The sequence below is a fragment of the Azospirillum sp. TSO5 genome (assembly GCF_003116065.1).
GTDB lineage: Bacteria > Pseudomonadota > Alphaproteobacteria > Azospirillales > Azospirillaceae > Azospirillum.
The window spans coordinates 1-15,242 of the sequence record NZ_LGQY01000093.1; the positions used below are offsets into that span (position 1 = coordinate 1).

The window sequence follows — 15,242 nt, forward strand, 5'->3', positions numbered from 1 at the left end:
GCCCAGCCGTGCAGTCCTTCGCGCTACCGCGCTGACCATGAACGCCGAATCCCCTCTTGACCGGTATGACGGGGGATCATCGGCACTCTCCGGAGGATGCGGGCGCTGGGTCTCGGGCGCTGGGTCGGGGGTGGCTTGCGGGTCTCAAAGCCACGCGCGCGCGACCATAGCGGTGCCGGGGGGCGTTTTAAAGCCTCACGATGCGCCGTGCCCAACCCGGCCCGGGCTTGGCCATGATCGGGCGCCGGCGGCGGCCTGCGGCGTCATTAATCTTCGCGGTCGAATCGTTGCCGGCCGAAGGGAATCCGCGCCTAAGATTGAATGGACCGACTTTCCGCCGATTCCCTGTCCGTTCGCCGCGGTGCCGCCCCATGGCGATCCAGGGGAGAGGAAAACAGTCAAAGAGTCGCGCCGCGGTGGATTTGGTTCGCTCGCAGTTGAATCGGCGCGAGCATTAAGCAACACTTGCACAGCGCATCGGGGCTGGCCCAAGCTCGCATCCGGAAAGCCTATCCGAAGGGAGCCCTTCTTGTCCGACCCCGTCGTCGAACTGGTCCGTGCGCCGTCGCGCTCGTCCGACGAGGCGCGGCTCTACCGCCTGCAGTTCCTGGCGTCGATGGCGCTGGTGTCGGCGCTCGTCCTCGGGCTTGGCTTCTACTTCGTCTGGCAGCATTGGGCCGACCTGGAGCACGACCTGCACCAGAGCGAGACGCGCTATCTCCAGGAGCAGCGTCAGACTCTGATGCAGGAGGTGGAGAATGCGCAGTCCTATCTGGCCTACATGCGCTCGCGCGTCGAACCGCTGCTGAAGGACCATCTGCGCACCCAGGTGAACGAGGCCTATGCCATCGCCCGCAGCGTCCATGACCGGGAACGGAACATCCTGCCCGAAGCGGCGGTGAAGGAATCGATCAAGCAGACCCTGCGGCCGCTGCGCTTTTCCGGCGGTCGCGGCTACTACTTCATCCACGACATGAACGGCAACTCGCTCCTGATGCCGCCGGACCCGTCGAGGGAGGGAGCGCCGAATGACGGAACGTCGCCCTCCGCCGTGCCCGAAACGGCGGAGGATTCGGTCGTGGACGAGCTGATGCGGGCGGCCCATGACCCCAACCGGCGCGGCTTCGCCCGCTATCGCGTGAACCAGCCCGACGATCCGACGCAGACCGTCGACAAGCTGGCCTTCGTCCGTCTGTTCGAACCCTATGACTGGCTGATCGGAGCCAGCGATTCGCTGAGCGCCGTGGAGACGCGGCTGCAGCATGAATCGCTGGATCGCCTGCGCGCCTTCCGGTTCGGCGAGACCGGCTTTATCGGCGTGCTGCGCCAGGACGGGCAGGTGCTGCTGTCGCCCACCGCCCCGGCGTCGGAGGGGATGAACGCCCGCGATCTGCCATGGAAGACCGAGCGCGACATCGTCACCCGCATGCTGGACGTCGGGCGTCAGGGCGGCGGCGAGCTGCGCTACGATTGGATCCATCCGGTCTCGGCGCGGCCTACGCCGAAGATGGCCTATGTTTCCGCCCCCAACGTCTGGGGCTGGATCCTGGTCGCCGGCTCCTACATCGACGATGTCGGCCGCGAGATGGAGGTCCGCCGGGCGGAGATCAGCCGCGGCGTCAACCAGCGGGTCTGGACTACGGTCGCCGTGCTGGGCGTGGCGTTGGCGGCCTCGGTCGGCGTGTCGTGGCTGGTCACCGGCTGGATCCGGCGCATCGTCGGCGGCTATCAGCTGCGGGTCCGGCACAGCGACAGCATGCTGCGCGAACGGGCGCGCCAGCTCTATCTCGCCAACTTCTTCATCGACCATGTGTCCGAGATCGTCGTGCTGGCCGACGCCGGCCTGCGCATCGCCTACGTGAACCCATTCGGCTGCAAGGCGCTGGGCGGCAGGCTGGACGATCTGGTGATGGGGCAGGCCGACCTGCTGAAGCGCTTCGCCGCGGAGGGCGAGGACGCTGCCAGCCATTACGAGACCGCCTATCTCACCGCCGACGGCCGCATGCTGGAGCTTGAGGTCACCGCCAGCCGCATCACCTACGAGGGCGACGTCTATTACTCCGCCATCGCCCGCGACATCAGCGAGCGCAAGCGGGCGGAATGGCAGCTGCGGTTGTCGGCCAAGGTGTTCGACAACGCGGCGGAAGGCATGTTCGTCGCCAACGAACACCGGCAGATCGTCGCCGCCAACGATGCCTTCTCCCGCATCACCGGCTATGGGCGGGACGAGGTGCTGGGCCGCGGCCCGGAATTCCTGCGCTCCGACCGCAACCCGCCGGAATTCTATGACGAGCTTTGGGCGCAGCTGCGCGCCGAGGGCCATTGGGCCGGCGAGATCTGGAGCACCCGCAAGAATGGCGAGGTGTTTCCGGAATGGCTGAGCGTCAAGCTGGTCAGGAACGAGGACGGCGCCGTCGCCAACTACATCGCCGCCTTCACCGACATCACCGAGACCCGCGCGCAGGAGGAGCGCATCCGCCATCTGGCGCAGTTCGACTTCCTGACCGACCTGCCCAACCGCTTCCTGCTGCGCGACCGGCTGGAGCGCGCGATCCTGGCCGCCGGCCGCCACGGCACCAAGGTGGGGCTGCTGTTCGTCGATCTCGACCGTTTCAAGACCATCAACGACAGCCTGGGCCATCAGGTCGGCGACGGCCTGCTGCGCGAGGTGGCGGTGCGGCTGAGCGGCACCGTGCGGGCCAGCGATACGGTCAGCCGGCAGGGTGGCGACGAGTTCATCATCCTCATCAGCGACATGGACAGCCCCGACGCCGCCGGCATCGTCGCGCGCAAGGTGCTGCACGCCCTGTCGGAACCTTATCTGATCGACGGGCACGAGCTGCAGGTCACGCCGTCCATCGGCATCGCGATCTACCCCGACGACGGCACCGGCATCGATGCGCTGCTGAAGAGCGCCGACATGGCGATGTATGCCGCCAAGGAGGCCGGGCGTGCGACCTACCGGTTCTTCACGCCGGAGCTGAACCGCCGTGCGTCGGATCGCATGTGGACCGAAAACAACCTGCGCCGCGCCTTGGCCAACAACGAGCTGGAGCTGCATTTCCAACCGCAGTTCTCGCTGGACGACCGCCGGCTGGTCGGGGCGGAGGCGCTGGTTCGCTGGCGCCAGCCCGACGGCACGCTGATCATGCCCGGCCAGTTCATTCCGGTGGCCGAGGACACCGGCCTGATCCTGCCGCTCGGCGACTGGGTGCTGGGCGAGGCTTGCCGCCGGGTGTCTGAACTGCTGCGCCACCGCGACCTGCTGATCGCCATCAACCTGTCGGCGGTGCAGGTGCGCCGCCCCGGATTGGCGGAGCGGGTGGCGGGCTGGCTGTCGGCCTACGGCATCCCGCCGTCGGCGCTGGAGCTGGAAGTGACGGAAAGCGTCCTGATGGACGAGTCCGATGTGGTCTCGGAAACCTTCTCGCAGCTGCGCGAAATGGGCGTGCCGCTCGCCATCGACGATTTCGGCACCGGCTATTCCTCGCTGGCCTATCTGAAGCGCTTCCGCGTCGACAAGCTGAAGATCGACCGCAGCTTCGTCAGCGGCCTGCAGGCCGACGACCCGGACAGCGGCGCCATCGCCGAGGCGATCATCGGCATGGCCCGGTCCTTGCGCATGCAGACGCTGGCCGAAGGGGTGGAGACGGAGGAGCAGTACGACTGCCTCGCCGGGATGGGCTGCGACCAGTGCCAGGGCTATCTGCTGGGCCGCCCGATGCCCTACGAGGATTTCCTGGACTTCGTCCGCCGCGATGCCGCCGCGGCCGGGCTGCTGGTGGCGGAGGTGGTGGACTAGGCGCCCATACCCGCACTGCGGTCACCCGTACCGGTCACCCGTACCGCAGCAGCCTTGTCCCGTTCGACTTCAGCCATGCCCGCGGCCATTCCACGCCGGTGCCGTCGGTCAGGCTGGCGCACAGAGCCCAGAAGCGCGGGGAATGGTTCATCTCGCGCAGATGCGCCACCTCATGCCCGACGACATAATCCAGCACCGGTTCGGGTGTCAGGATCAGGCGCCAGGAGAAGGACAGCCGGCCGGTGGACGAACAGCTGCCCCAGCGGCTCCTGGTGTCGCGGATGGTGACGGCGGCGACGCGGGCGCCGATGGTCGCGGCCTTCAACCGGGCACGGGTCGCCAGTTCGCGCTTGGCCTCGGCGGTCAGGAAATCGCGGATGCGGCGGGCGATGTGCTCCGGCTGGCCGCCGACCAGCAGGGCGCCGTCCTCGATCCTGGTCGCACCGCGCAGGGCAGGGTCGTGGCGGATGACATGCTCGACGCCGAGATAGGGCACGCTGGCGCCGTCGGCGAAGGGCAGGGAGGGCGGCATCGCCGCCAGCCGCGCCCGCAGCCAGCCGTCATGGCGGCCGACGAACTGGCGGGCGTCGGTTTCCGACACGCCGACCGGCACCACCACCTGGACCAGCCCGCGACCGGGATCGACGCGCAGGGTCATGCGGGTGGCGCGCGCGCTCTCCCGCAACTCCAGCGGCATCGGCAGGCCGGAAATCTCCAGCGCCCGCGGCGGCTGGGGCGGTCGGGCGGCGGATCGCTTGCGGCGACGGGACGGGGCGGGGCGGCGTTGCACCATGAGCGTCTTATAGCGCGGCCGACGCCGGATGCGGAAGCGTCCTCCGCCCTTTGTCGGAATGGCGCAGCGGCCCGGCTTCTGATCTAAGTCTTAAGGCTTTCGAACGAACTTAGGCCATGGGGTGGACTGAGGTCACATTTGACACGATCGATTGGAGCACAAGATAAAGCAGAGGTAACGCGGCGGTCAGTGGACCTCCCTTTTATCGCCGATCCTGCCGCCCGTTTTCCTGTTGTTGGTCTTTCCCGTAGCCTTGCCGAGTACACGCCAATGCCTCTCATCCCAGAACAAACGCCGACACGCGAGGATTGGTTGGACGCCCTGCTGTCGGTCGGCGGATCGCCTCAGGCCCTGCTTGGTGAGGATGGGCGCGTGCTGGTGGCGAATCGTGCCTTCGCCGACGCTCTTGGCTGCCCGCCAAACGCGGTGGAGGGGAAGACCCTGGTGGAGGCCGGTCTGCCCGCCGGCACCGCCGACGGGATCGAGGGGCTGCGGCGGCAGGTGATGGAGACCGGGATAGCGGCCAGCGCGGCCGGCCCGCTCCCCGGCCTGCCGTCTGCGCTGGCGCTTTCCCCGGTGGCGGATGCCGGAGGGCGGATTCGCGCGGTGGCGCTGGTCGCCGATGCCGCGGCAGCCGCCTTGGCCGAAGCGAGGGCGGAGACCGCGCAGGCGCGTGCCGATGCCGAACGCGCCCGCACCGCCAAGGGCAAGTTCCTGTCCGCGGCCAGCCACGATCTGCGCCAGCCCTTCCAGGCGATGCACCTGTTCCACCATCTGCTGAGCGGCCGGCTGACCGATCCGACCTCCATCGAACTGGCGAACAAGCTGGAGCAGGCGATCATCGGCGGCGAGACCCTGCTGCGCGCCCTGCTGGACGTGTCGGCGCTGGAAGCGGGGCTGGTCACCGCCAAGCCGCAGACCTTCCCGGTCGACGAACTGCTCGCCAAGATGCTGGAGGAGTTCGGGCCGGAGGCGGAGGCCAAGGGGCTGCGCTTCAACGTCCATCCGCTCGACGCCCAGGTGACCAGCGATCCGGTGCTGATGGAGCGGCTGCTGCGGCCCATCATGGCCAACGCCCTGCGCTACACCCTGAAGGGGGGCATCCTGCTGGCGGCGCGGCGGCGCGGTGCGAACCTGCGCATCGAGGTGTGGGACACCGGCGTCGGTATCGATCCGGCCAACCATGCCGTGATCTTCGAAGACTTCCACCAGCTCGGCAATCCCGGACGCGACCGCAAGCAGGGACTCGGCCTCGGTCTCGCCATCGTGCGGCGGCTGGCCCAGGTGCTGGGGCATCCGGTCACCGTGCGCTCCAGGCTTGGCAAGGGTTCCGTCTTCGCGGTGGAGGTGCCGCTGGCCGGCAATGACGGTGACCGGTCGGGTGACGACTCCGCTGACAGCGACCCTGACCCGGCGGTCGGCCAGTCTGCGTCCGCAACTCCGACGGCGGCCGGCACGGTGCTGGTGATCGAGGACGATGCCATGCAGCTGGAGGGGATGGGGCTGCTGTTGCAGGGCTGGGGCTATGCCGTCATCCCCGCCCGCGGCATCGACGAAGCCTGTGCCGGGTTGGACGGGGGCGCCGCCACTCCCGACCTCGTGCTGTCCGACCTGCGCCTGTCGGGGCCGGAGACCGGCATCGACGCCATCCAGGCGGTGCGTGCCCGCTGCGGCCGGCGGGTGCCGGGCGTCATCGTCACCGGCGACACCGATCCCGACCGGCTGCGCAGCGTCGACCGCAGCGGCTTTCCTATGGTCCACAAGCCCTGCGACCCGACCGCCCTGCGTCGCCTGCTCAGCCGCAGCCTGCCGCCCGTTCGCCGGCCTGATACCGCCTGCCCAAGTTAGACATTTCGCGCCCGCGCATTTTCGCTCCGCAACATTTCATCACCGTGGTTTTCACGTCATAAAACTGTAAAGCGGCGTCTTGACAGACCCTGGTATGCGTGCGCAGTGTGACGGTTAGAGCAACCAAACAGTTTCGAAAACGATCATCGTACCGCCGGTCTTTTTCGCAAGCGCACACAGCGCCGTATGCGTTTGCCACCAAAACTTCACGAAAGCGTCGCGGGATGGCAACCCGTTGCCCTCATGACAACCGCGCACCATACCGGGATAGGGAGACCCACCGCATGTTGACCCGCCGCAAGCTTGCCCTCCTGACGGGCGCCGCCACCACCACCGCGCTGCTGTTCGCCGCCGCCCTGCCGGGCTCGGCCCTGGCGCAGCAGAAGACGGTGGTCGATTTCTGGCACGGCCTGCCGCAGCCGCTGGGCGGCCAGCTGGAGCAGATCGTCAAGGACTTCAACGACAGCCAGCAGGCGGTCCAGGTCAACGCCTCCTACAAGGGCAGCTATCCGGAGACGATGCAGGCGGCCATCGCCGCCTTCCGTGCCGGCAACGCGCCGCACATCGTGCAGATGTTCGAAGTCGGGACCGCCACCATGATGGCCGCCGGCCCGGCGGTGAAGCCGGTCTATCAGCTGATGCAGGAGACGGGGGCGTCCTTCGACGCCAATGCCTACATCCCGGCGGTGAAGGGCTATTACTCGTCCAAGGACGGCAAGATGATGGCGCTGCCGTTCAACAGCTCCACCACCATCATGTTCTACAACAAGGACGCTTTCCAGAAGGCCGGCCTCGACCCCAACAAGCCGCCGGCGACCTGGCCGGAGATGATCGAAGCGGCGAAGAAGCTGAAGGCGTCGGGCTCCACCTGCCCGCTGACCACCTCCTGGCCGGTGTGGGCGCAGTTCGAGCAGCTGGGCGCCATTCACAACACGCCCTTCGCCAGCCAGGCCAACGGCTTCGGCGGCCTGAAGGCCGAGCTGAAGATCAATGCGCCGCTCTACGTCAAGCATGTCCAGACGCTGATCGACATGCAGAAGGACGGTCTGTTCAAGTATGGCGGCCGCGACAACAAGCCTGACGCCCTGTTCCCGTCGGGCGAATGCGCGATGATCCATGCCTCATCGGGCCTGCGCAGCCGTATTCTGAAGGAGGCGACCTTCGCCTGGGGTGCCGCCCCGCTGCCCTATTGGCCGGAATTCGCCAAGGATGGCCCGAAGAACAGCATCATCGGCGGCGCCGCCTTCTGGGTGATGACTTCGCCCAAGCGCACGCCGGCCGAATACAAGGCGGTGTCGCAGTTCTTCACCTACCTCGCCCGGCCCGAGGTCGATGCCAAGTGGCACATGGACACCGGCTATGTCCCGGTGACGATGAAGGGCTTCGAGCTGACCAAGGCTCAGGGCTATTACGAAAAGAACCCCGGCGCCGACGTGCCGGCCGCCCAGCTGACCCGGACGCCGACCACCGAGAACAGCATGGGCCTGCGCCTGGGCAACCTGCCGGAAATCCGCAACATCATCCAGGAAGAGCTTGAGAAGGCCTTCCAGGGCCAGCAGGACGCCAAACAGGCGCTCGACGCCTCGATCAAGCGCGGCAATGCCGTGCTCCGCAACTTCGAGCGGGCCAACAAGGGCTGATTGGCAGACTGAAACCTTCCCGCCTCCCCCTCTCCCCCCGGGGAGAGGGGGAGGCGGGCGGAGAGGGGACTCCGCCCTAGCGCAACGCCTAACCCACGAAAGACCAACCTTTGCAGCGTCGCGTCACCTTCGACAGCCGGCTGTTGCCCTATCTGCTGCTTGCGCCGCAGGTGGCGGTGACGCTGGTGTTCTTCATCTGGCCGGCGGCCCAGGCGGTCTGGCAGTCGGTGCATCTTCAGGACGCCTTCGGCATCCGCAGCGAGTTCGTCTGGTTCGAGAATTTCACCTATGTGCTGGGCGATCCGAACTATCTCGACACGCTGAAGACCACGGTGATCTTCAGCGTCGCGGTGACGGTGCTGGCGATGGGCGTCGCGCTGCTGCTGGCGGTGCTCGCCGATTCCAAGATCAAGGGCGCCAGCGCCTACAAGACGCTGCTGATCTGGCCCTATGCGCTGGCCCCGGCCGTCGCGGCGGTGCTGTGGATGTTCATCTTCAATCCCGACATCGGGTCCTTCGGCCGCGCGCTGCGGGCGCTCGGTTTTGATTGGGACTACCGGCTGAACGGCGGGCAGGCGCTGCTGATGGTGATCCTCGCCGCCAGCTGGAAGCAGGTGTCCTACAACTTCATCTTCTTCCTGGCCGGGCTGCAGGCGATCCCGCGCTCGGTGATGGAGGCGGCCAGCATCGACGGCGCCGGGCCGGTGCGGCGGTTCTGGACCATCACCTTCCCGCTGCTGTCGCCGACCACCTTCTTCCTGCTGGTGGTCGACATGGTCTATGCCTTCTTCGAGACCTTCGGCACCATCCACGCCCTGACCCAGGGCGGGCCGGGCAAGGCGACGGAGACGCTGATCTTCCGCGTCTATCAGGACGGCGTGGTCAACAACGACCTCGGCGGGTCGTCGGCCCAGTCGGTCATCCTGATGGTGATCGTCATCGCGCTGACCGCGGTGCAGTTCCGCTTTGTCGAGCGCAAGGTCCATTACTCATGAAGCAGACCCGTTTCATCGATCTGGTGCCGCACATCGTCCTGATCGTCGGCGTGCTGATCTTCGCCTATCCGATCTATGTGACGCTGATCGGCTCCACCTGGGATGCCGGCACCATCGGGCGCGGCGGCCTGCCGCTGTGGCCGGGCGGGGAGGGGGCGGCGAACTACGCCCAGGCCTGGGTCGGCGAGGCGGGCGAGCGCGCCATGTACACGCCCGTCCGCACCATGATGCTGAACAGCCTGGTGATGGCGCTGTCCATCGCGCTGGGCAAGATCGCCATCTCCATCCTGTCGGCCTATGCGGTGGCCTTCTTCCGCTTTCCGCTGCGCATGGCCTTCTTCTGGCTGATCTTCATCACGCTGATGCTGCCGGTGGAGGTGCGGATCATCCCGACCTACAAGGTCGTCGCCGATCTGGGGCTGATCAACACCTATGCCGGGCTGTCCATCCCGCTGATCGCCTCGGCCACCGCGACGCTGCTGTTCCGCCAGTTCTTCCTGACCATCCCGGACGAGCTGCTGGAGGCGGCGAAGATCGACGGCGCCGGGCCGGTGCGCTTCTTCATCGACGTGGTTCTGCCGCTGTCGCGCACCAACATCGCGGCGCTGTTCGTCATCCTCTTCATCTATGGCTGGAACCAGTATCTCTGGCCGCTTCTGGTCACCAGCAGCGGCGACATGGAAACCATCGTGACCGGCATCACCAAGATGATCGGCACCGGCGAATCGGCCAACGACTGGCACATCATCATGGCGACCACGGTGCTGGCGATGCTGCCGCCGGTGGCAGTGGTGGTGTTCATGCAGCGCTGGTTCGTCAAAGGTCTTGTGGACAGCGAAAAGTAAGCGCGGGCGAAGGGAAAGAAGAACAATGGCAACCGTTGAAATCCGCAACGTCCGCAAGTCCTACGGCCCGGTCGAAGCGATCAAGGGCATCGACATCGCGATCCAGGACGGCGAATTCCTCGTCCTGCTTGGGCCGTCGGGCTGCGGCAAGTCCACCCTGCTGCGCATGGTCGCCGGACTGGAGGGCATCACCGGCGGCGAGATCGCCATCGGCGGGCGCGTGGTCAACCAGCTGGACCCCAAGGATCGCGACATCGCGATGGTGTTCCAGAACTACGCGCTCTACCCGCACATGTCGGTCTTCGACAACATGGCCTACGGCCTGAAGATCCGCGGGATTCCGAAGGCGGAAATCCGCGCCCGCGTCGACAAGGCGGCGGAGATCCTCGAACTCGGCCGCTTCCTCGACCGCCGGCCGAGCCAGCTGTCGGGCGGCCAGCGCCAGCGCGTCGCCATGGGCCGCGCCATCGTGCGCGAACCCGCCGCCTTCCTGTTCGACGAACCGCTGTCGAACCTGGACGCCAAGCTGCGCACCCAGATGCGGGTGGAGATCAAGCGGCTGCAGGACCGGCTCGGCATCACCAGCCTCTACGTCACCCACGATCAGGTGGAGGCAATGACGCTGGCCGACCGTATCCTGGTGATGAACCATGGCGTGGCCGAGCAGATCGGCACGCCGCTGGAGGTCTATCAGCGCCCGGCCAGCCTGTTCGTCGCCGGCTTCATCGGCTCGCCGCCGATGAATGTGCTGGACGGCCGCATCGACGACCGTGGCGAGGCCGTGCTGCTGCCGCGCGGACAGCGTCTGCCCCTGCCGCAGCCGCGCGCGACCGATGCCGGCCGGCCGATCAAGCTGGGCATCCGGCCGGAGCATCTGGCGGTCGCCGCGGACGGCTTCACCATCGAGATCGAACTGGTGGAGGCGCTGGGGGCCGACACGGTGGTCTATGGCCGCCTGCCGGACGGCGAGACGCTGCTGGTCCGCATGGCCGGCATTCCCACCGTGCGCGAACGCGACCGGCTGACGGTCGCCCCGCAGGACGGCGCCCTGCACCTGTTCGATGCGGTGACGGGGCGTCGGATGGAGTGACCGGGGGGAGTCACTCTCCGATCAGAAGTCCGAACAGCGTCCCTTGAATTCCCAGTCGCCGTAGCGGGTCGGTTCCGGCCCCTTCGGACCGCCGATCTCGCCGGGCTTCTGCTCGGGGCCCTTGGTCTCCGTGGTTTCCGGGGCGGCTTCGGTGGCGGTCACCGTCTCGGCGGCGTCCTGCTGCGGCTTGGTCTGTTCGGTCATAATATCCATCGCACTGCTGCGGGCATCTTGAACGCGGGCGCGGATCGGGCCCATATCTTGGATCGGGGCGGGTTACCCCGCCTCGGCGCATCCTGAACCGATATGGCGATCATGACCAGCTATCTGAAGACCACCATTCTCCTTGCCGGCCTGACGGCGATCTTCATGGCGGTCGGCTTCCTGCTGGGCGGCAAGACCGGCCTGATCATCGCCTTCGTCTTCGCGCTGGGCATGAACCTGTTCAGCTATTGGAATTCCGGCGACATGGTGCTGTCGATGTACGGCGCCCGCGAGGTCGACGCCTATTCGGCGCCCGAATTCCACGGCATCGTCGCCCGGCTCGCGGAGCGCGCCGGCCTGCCCATGCCGCGCGTCTACATCATCCAGAACGACCAGCCCAACGCCTTCGCCACCGGCCGCGACCCGGAGCATGCGGCGGTCGCCGCCACCACCGGCCTGCTGCAGCGGTTGACGCCGGAGGAGATCGCCGGCGTGATGGCCCATGAACTGGCTCATGTGAAGAACCGCGACACCCTCATCATGACCATCACCGCGACCATCGCCGGTGCGGTGTCGATGCTGGCCAATTTCGGCCTGTTCTTCGGCGGCTCCAGCAATGACGAGCGCGGCGGCAACCCGCTGGGCATGGTCGGGGCGATCCTGGCCGCCATCCTCGCCCCCATCGCCGCCACCCTGGTGCAGATGGCGATCAGCCGCACCCGCGAGTTCGAGGCCGACCGCATCGGCGCCGAGATCTGCGGCCGACCCAACTGGCTGGCCGATGCGCTGACCAACATCCACAACAGCGCCACCCACATCGCCAACTATCAGGCGGAGGCGCATCCGGCGACCGCCCACCTGTTCATCGCCAATCCGCTCAGCGGCGCCAGCATGGCCAGCCTGTTCTCCACCCACCCCGACATGGGCGAGCGGGTGGCACGGCTGCGCGCCATGGCGGCCCAGACCGGCAGCTTCAGCAGTGGTGGGTTCGGGGGTGGCGGCTTCGGTGGCGGCCATACCCCGCCGCGCGACGGCCGCTCGCCCTGGGGGGCGCCGCCGCAGGGTGGCAATCAGGGTGGAACTCAGGGCGGGCAGGGCGGCTTCATGCCGCAGAACCGCCGCGGCCCGTGGGGCTGATCCGGGGCTGATCTCCGCAATGGTCCTCTGGTAAAGCATTGCGCGCCGAAGGGGTAGACGACTACCCTTCCGGCACGCGCTCAACCATGACGGTTGCCAGGGGAAGCTTGGCCAGGGGAAAATTGCATGTCCGACGCCGCGAAATACCGCCTTGTTACCCGTTCCGATTTCGACGGGCTCGTCTGCGCCGTCCTGCTGAAGGAACTGGGCATCCTCGACGAGATCAAGTTCGTCCATCCCAAGGACATGCAGGACGGCAAGGTCGAGATCACCGGCCGCGACATCACCACCAACCTGCCTTATGTCGAAGGCGCCCATCTGGTGTTCGACCATCACCTGTCGGAGACCATGCGCGTCGGCGAGAAGCCGAACCACATCATCGACCCCAAGGCCCCGTCGGCCGCCCGCGTCGTCTATGATTACTATGGCGGGAAGGAGCGCTTCCCCACCATCTCCGACGAGATGATGCTGGCGGTCGATCAGGCCGACTCGGCACAGTACCAGCGCGACGACGTCCTGAACCCCACCGGCTGGACCCTGCTGAACTTCATCATGGACGCGCGCACCGGCCTGGGCCGCTTCCGCGAGTTCCGGGTGTCGAACTACCAGCTGATGATGGACCTGATCGACTACTGCCGCAGCCACTCCATCGCGCAGATCCTGGAACTGCCCGACGTGAAGGAGCGGGTGGAGCTTTACACCCAGCATGCCGAGCTGTTCGTCGATCAGCTGAAGCGCTGCGCCACCGTGCGCGGCAACGTCGTTGTGCTCGACCTCCGCAAGGAGGAGACGATCTATGCCGGCAACCGCTTCATGATCTACGCGCTGTTCCCCGACACCAACGTGTCGATCCATGTGCTGTGGGGCCTGAAGCAGCAGAACACCGTGCTGGCCTGCGGCAAGTCGATCCTGAACCGCAGCTCGAAGACGGACATCGGCCCGCTGATGCTGCAGTATGGCGGCGGCGGCCATCAGGCGGCCGGCACCTGTCAGGTCGACAACGACCGGGCCGAAGAGGTATTGGAGGCCATCGTCGCCCGCATGCGCGCGGACGGCTGACCTTCACGGGCAGAGCCTTCACGGGCAGAGCCCCCACTGACAAAGCCCCCAAAGACAAAGCGTTGAGCGATTGAGCGCCTTTCCTCCCTTCCCCGACGGCACCCTGTTCGACGCCGGCTGGCTGTCCGCCCTGTCGGATGAGGTGCCGAGGGCGGAGGCGCTCGACCGCGCCCGCCCGGTCGTCGCCGACGCCATCGCCCGCACCGACGCGGCCGGGGTGGCGGCGCTGGCCCGCATCGACGCGCTGGTGACAGGGGCGGCGCTCGACGCCATCCCGGCCTTGCTGGCGGCAGAGACGGTGGAGTTGCCGGATGCCGCCGCGGCCGCCGAACGTTCGATCCACGATTTGATGAGCCGCGTCGCCTACAAGCGGCGCGAGCTGATGCCGCTGTTCCCGGACCTGATCGAGCGTGTCGCCGCCGTCCATGCCGCCGCGGTGCAGGCTTGCGGCACGGCACGCTGGCGCCTGATGGCGGCGCGGGCCCGGCTGCAGCCGGGCCGGCCGTCCAGCCCGATCCAGGGGGGCGGCACCCGCTATGTGAAGAGCGACCGTTTCGACGCCCGCGCCGCCGAGAGCCTGCCCGCCATCGACCGCACCCGCGCCGACCGCATCCTGAAACGGCTGGGCGAGGCGCCGGTGCCGGACGAGCTGGAGCTTCGCCCGCTGGATGACGGCGACGACCTGTGGACCATCAAGGCCGGCGGGATCAGCCGCTTCATCCTGCGGGTCGAGCGCGACCGGCGGGGGCCGTTCTATATGGTGGAGGATGTCGGGCCGCAGGCGGCCTGAACCTCACGACGCCTGCCGTGATCGTGTCTGTTCCCGATAGAAGATGTAGACGCCGCTGCCGACGATGATGATCGTGCCGGCGATCGTCGACAGGCGCAAATCCTCGCCGAACACCATCAGAGAATAGACCGCCGCCCACACCAGCGTCGTGTAGCCGAAGGGCGCCACGGTGGCCGCGGGCGCGGCGCTGTAGGCCCGAATCAGGCAGAAATGGCTGATGCCGCCCAGCGTCCCCAACAGCACCATCAGAGCTGCCGCCGTCAGGTCCGGTGTCACCCAATTGAAGGGCAGGGCCAGGGTGCAGACCACGGTGCCGGCCATGCCGGTGTAGAAGATGGTGGTGGTCGGCGAATCCGCGCCTCTCAGCTTGCGCGTCGCGATCTGGTACAGCGCGTTGCTGAATGCCGCAGCCAGCGGCAGGGCCAACGCCCATTGGAAGGTGCCGCCCACCGGCCCGACGATGATCAGCGCCCCCGCCATGCCCACCAGCACGCCGACCCAGCGCCGCCAGCCGACCTTCTCGCCCAGCAGGGGCACCGACAGCGCCGTGATGAGGACCGGCGCGGCGGCGGCGATCGCCTGCACCTCTGCAAAGGGGATGCTGCGCAAAGACAGGACGGCGAGCAAGGTTGTCGCCAGCAGCAGGCAGGAGCGGACGAGTTGCAGGGGCAGGCGGTGCGACACCATCAGATGCGGGCTGCGCCACGCGACGACGATCCCGACCAGCAACATATGGACCGCAAACCGCGCCCAGGCGACCTCCATCACCGGATAGCTTTTGGCCAGGATGCGGGTGGTGGCGTCCTGGCTGACGAACAGCAGCGTGGTCAGGATCATCCAGAAGATGCCGGCCCGGCCGGCCCGCCGCTCGGCCAATGAATGCTCCGGCAAGGATCGCTCCGCCTGCACCGCATCGCCGGGGCTGGCCCGCGTGCCCGCAGCCGTCGTCGTTTCCCCCATCGCCATGGCCCCGCCTTCCCCAAGGTTGCCATATTAGTATATGGGCGGAGCGGATGCGGTGACCTGCCAAGGGCGTGAC

The 15,242-nt window shown here is 67.3% G+C and carries 12 protein-coding genes; 9 read left to right on the forward strand and 3 right to left on the reverse strand.

The window, feature by feature from the left end:
* Positions 1–529: 529 nt before the first annotated feature.
* Positions 530–3,802, forward strand: a complete 3,273-nt coding sequence (locus TSO5_RS22370) for an EAL domain-containing protein (protein ID WP_109153701.1) — start codon at positions 530–532, stop codon at positions 3,800–3,802.
* A 34-nt stretch (positions 3,803–3,836) separates the two neighbouring features.
* Here TSO5_RS22370 and TSO5_RS22375 read toward each other — a convergent pair whose 3' ends face one another.
* On the reverse strand, positions 3,837–4,595 hold the full coding sequence (locus TSO5_RS22375) for a SprT family zinc-dependent metalloprotease (protein WP_109153702.1): 759 nt from the start codon (positions 4,593–4,595) through the stop codon (positions 3,837–3,839).
* Positions 4,596–4,865: 270 nt separating this feature from the next.
* On the opposite strand from TSO5_RS22375, the gene TSO5_RS22380 reads away from it, so the two are divergent.
* From TSO5_RS22380 to TSO5_RS22400, 5 genes are all read left to right on the forward strand, one after another.
* Positions 4,866–6,443: a PAS domain-containing sensor histidine kinase gene (locus tag TSO5_RS22380; protein WP_109153703.1), complete on the forward strand. Its 1,578-nt coding sequence runs from the start codon at positions 4,866–4,868 to the stop codon at positions 6,441–6,443.
* Positions 6,444–6,727: 284 nt separating this feature from the next.
* Entirely contained in the window at positions 6,728–8,083 is a 1,356-nt protein-coding gene (gene ugpB, locus TSO5_RS22385; protein ID WP_109153704.1) for a sn-glycerol-3-phosphate ABC transporter substrate-binding protein UgpB, read from the forward strand.
* 110 nt (positions 8,084–8,193) lie between these two features.
* The gene (gene ugpA / locus TSO5_RS22390; RefSeq protein ID WP_109075475.1) at positions 8,194–9,078 is read left to right on the forward strand and encodes a sn-glycerol-3-phosphate ABC transporter permease UgpA; all 885 of its coding nucleotides are present in this window, start codon (positions 8,194–8,196) and stop codon (positions 9,076–9,078) included.
* Positions 9,075–9,923, forward strand: a complete 849-nt coding sequence (gene ugpE, locus TSO5_RS22395; protein WP_109153705.1) for a sn-glycerol-3-phosphate ABC transporter permease UgpE — start codon at positions 9,075–9,077, stop codon at positions 9,921–9,923. Before ugpA ends, ugpE begins: the two co-directional genes overlap by 4 nt.
* A 25-nt stretch (positions 9,924–9,948) precedes the next feature.
* The gene (locus tag TSO5_RS22400) at positions 9,949–11,013 is read left to right on the forward strand and encodes a sn-glycerol-3-phosphate import ATP-binding protein UgpC (protein ID WP_109153706.1); all 1,065 of its coding nucleotides are present in this window, start codon (positions 9,949–9,951) and stop codon (positions 11,011–11,013) included.
* 21 nt (positions 11,014–11,034) lie between these two features.
* Here TSO5_RS22400 and TSO5_RS22405 read toward each other — a convergent pair whose 3' ends face one another.
* Positions 11,035–11,226 (reverse strand): succinate dehydrogenase assembly factor 4, encoded by a 192-nt coding sequence (locus TSO5_RS22405; protein WP_109153727.1) that lies wholly within the window; start codon positions 11,224–11,226, stop codon positions 11,035–11,037.
* A gap of 93 nt (positions 11,227–11,319) precedes the next feature.
* On the opposite strand from TSO5_RS22405, the gene htpX reads away from it, so the two are divergent.
* The 3 genes from htpX (at position 11,320) to TSO5_RS22420 (ending at position 14,203) form a co-directional block, all read left to right on the forward strand.
* Positions 11,320–12,354 (forward strand): zinc metalloprotease HtpX, encoded by a 1,035-nt coding sequence (gene htpX, locus TSO5_RS22410; protein ID WP_109153707.1) that lies wholly within the window; start codon positions 11,320–11,322, stop codon positions 12,352–12,354.
* A gap of 126 nt (positions 12,355–12,480) precedes the next feature.
* Positions 12,481–13,413 carry an exopolyphosphatase gene (locus tag TSO5_RS22415; RefSeq protein ID WP_109153708.1) on the forward strand — a complete coding sequence of 311 codons (933 nt, stop codon included), beginning with the start codon at positions 12,481–12,483 and terminating at the stop codon, positions 13,411–13,413.
* 70 nt (positions 13,414–13,483) lie between these two features.
* Positions 13,484–14,203 carry a hypothetical protein gene (locus TSO5_RS22420; protein ID WP_109153709.1) on the forward strand — a complete coding sequence of 240 codons (720 nt, stop codon included), beginning with the start codon at positions 13,484–13,486 and terminating at the stop codon, positions 14,201–14,203.
* 3 nt (positions 14,204–14,206) lie between these two features.
* Here TSO5_RS22420 and TSO5_RS22425 read toward each other — a convergent pair whose 3' ends face one another.
* The gene (locus tag TSO5_RS22425) at positions 14,207–15,169 is read right to left on the reverse strand and encodes a DMT family transporter (RefSeq protein ID WP_247870897.1); all 963 of its coding nucleotides are present in this window, start codon (positions 15,167–15,169) and stop codon (positions 14,207–14,209) included.
* Positions 15,170–15,242 lie beyond the last annotated feature (73 nt).

Bases quoted from the DNA above. Each gene is read 5' to 3' on its own strand.
- TSO5_RS22375 (WP_109153702.1), bottom strand. From the start codon at position 4,595: ATGGTGCAACGCCGCCCCGCCCCGTCCCGTCGCCGCAAGCGATCCGCC.
- TSO5_RS22380 (WP_109153703.1), top strand. From the start codon at position 4,866: ATGCCTCTCATCCCAGAACAAACGCCGACACGCGAGGATTGGTTGGAC.
- ugpB (WP_109153704.1), top strand. From the start codon at position 6,728: ATGTTGACCCGCCGCAAGCTTGCCCTCCTGACGGGCGCCGCCACCACC.
- ugpE (WP_109153705.1), top strand. From the start codon at position 9,075: ATGAAGCAGACCCGTTTCATCGATCTGGTGCCGCACATCGTCCTGATC.
- TSO5_RS22400 (WP_109153706.1), top strand. From the start codon at position 9,949: ATGGCAACCGTTGAAATCCGCAACGTCCGCAAGTCCTACGGCCCGGTC.
- TSO5_RS22405 (WP_109153727.1), bottom strand. From the start codon at position 11,226: ATGGATATTATGACCGAACAGACCAAGCCGCAGCAGGACGCCGCCGAG.
- htpX (WP_109153707.1), top strand. From the start codon at position 11,320: ATGGCGATCATGACCAGCTATCTGAAGACCACCATTCTCCTTGCCGGC.
- TSO5_RS22415 (WP_109153708.1), top strand. From the start codon at position 12,481: ATGTCCGACGCCGCGAAATACCGCCTTGTTACCCGTTCCGATTTCGAC.
- TSO5_RS22425 (WP_247870897.1), bottom strand. From the start codon at position 15,169: ATGGCGATGGGGGAAACGACGACGGCTGCGGGCACGCGGGCCAGCCCC.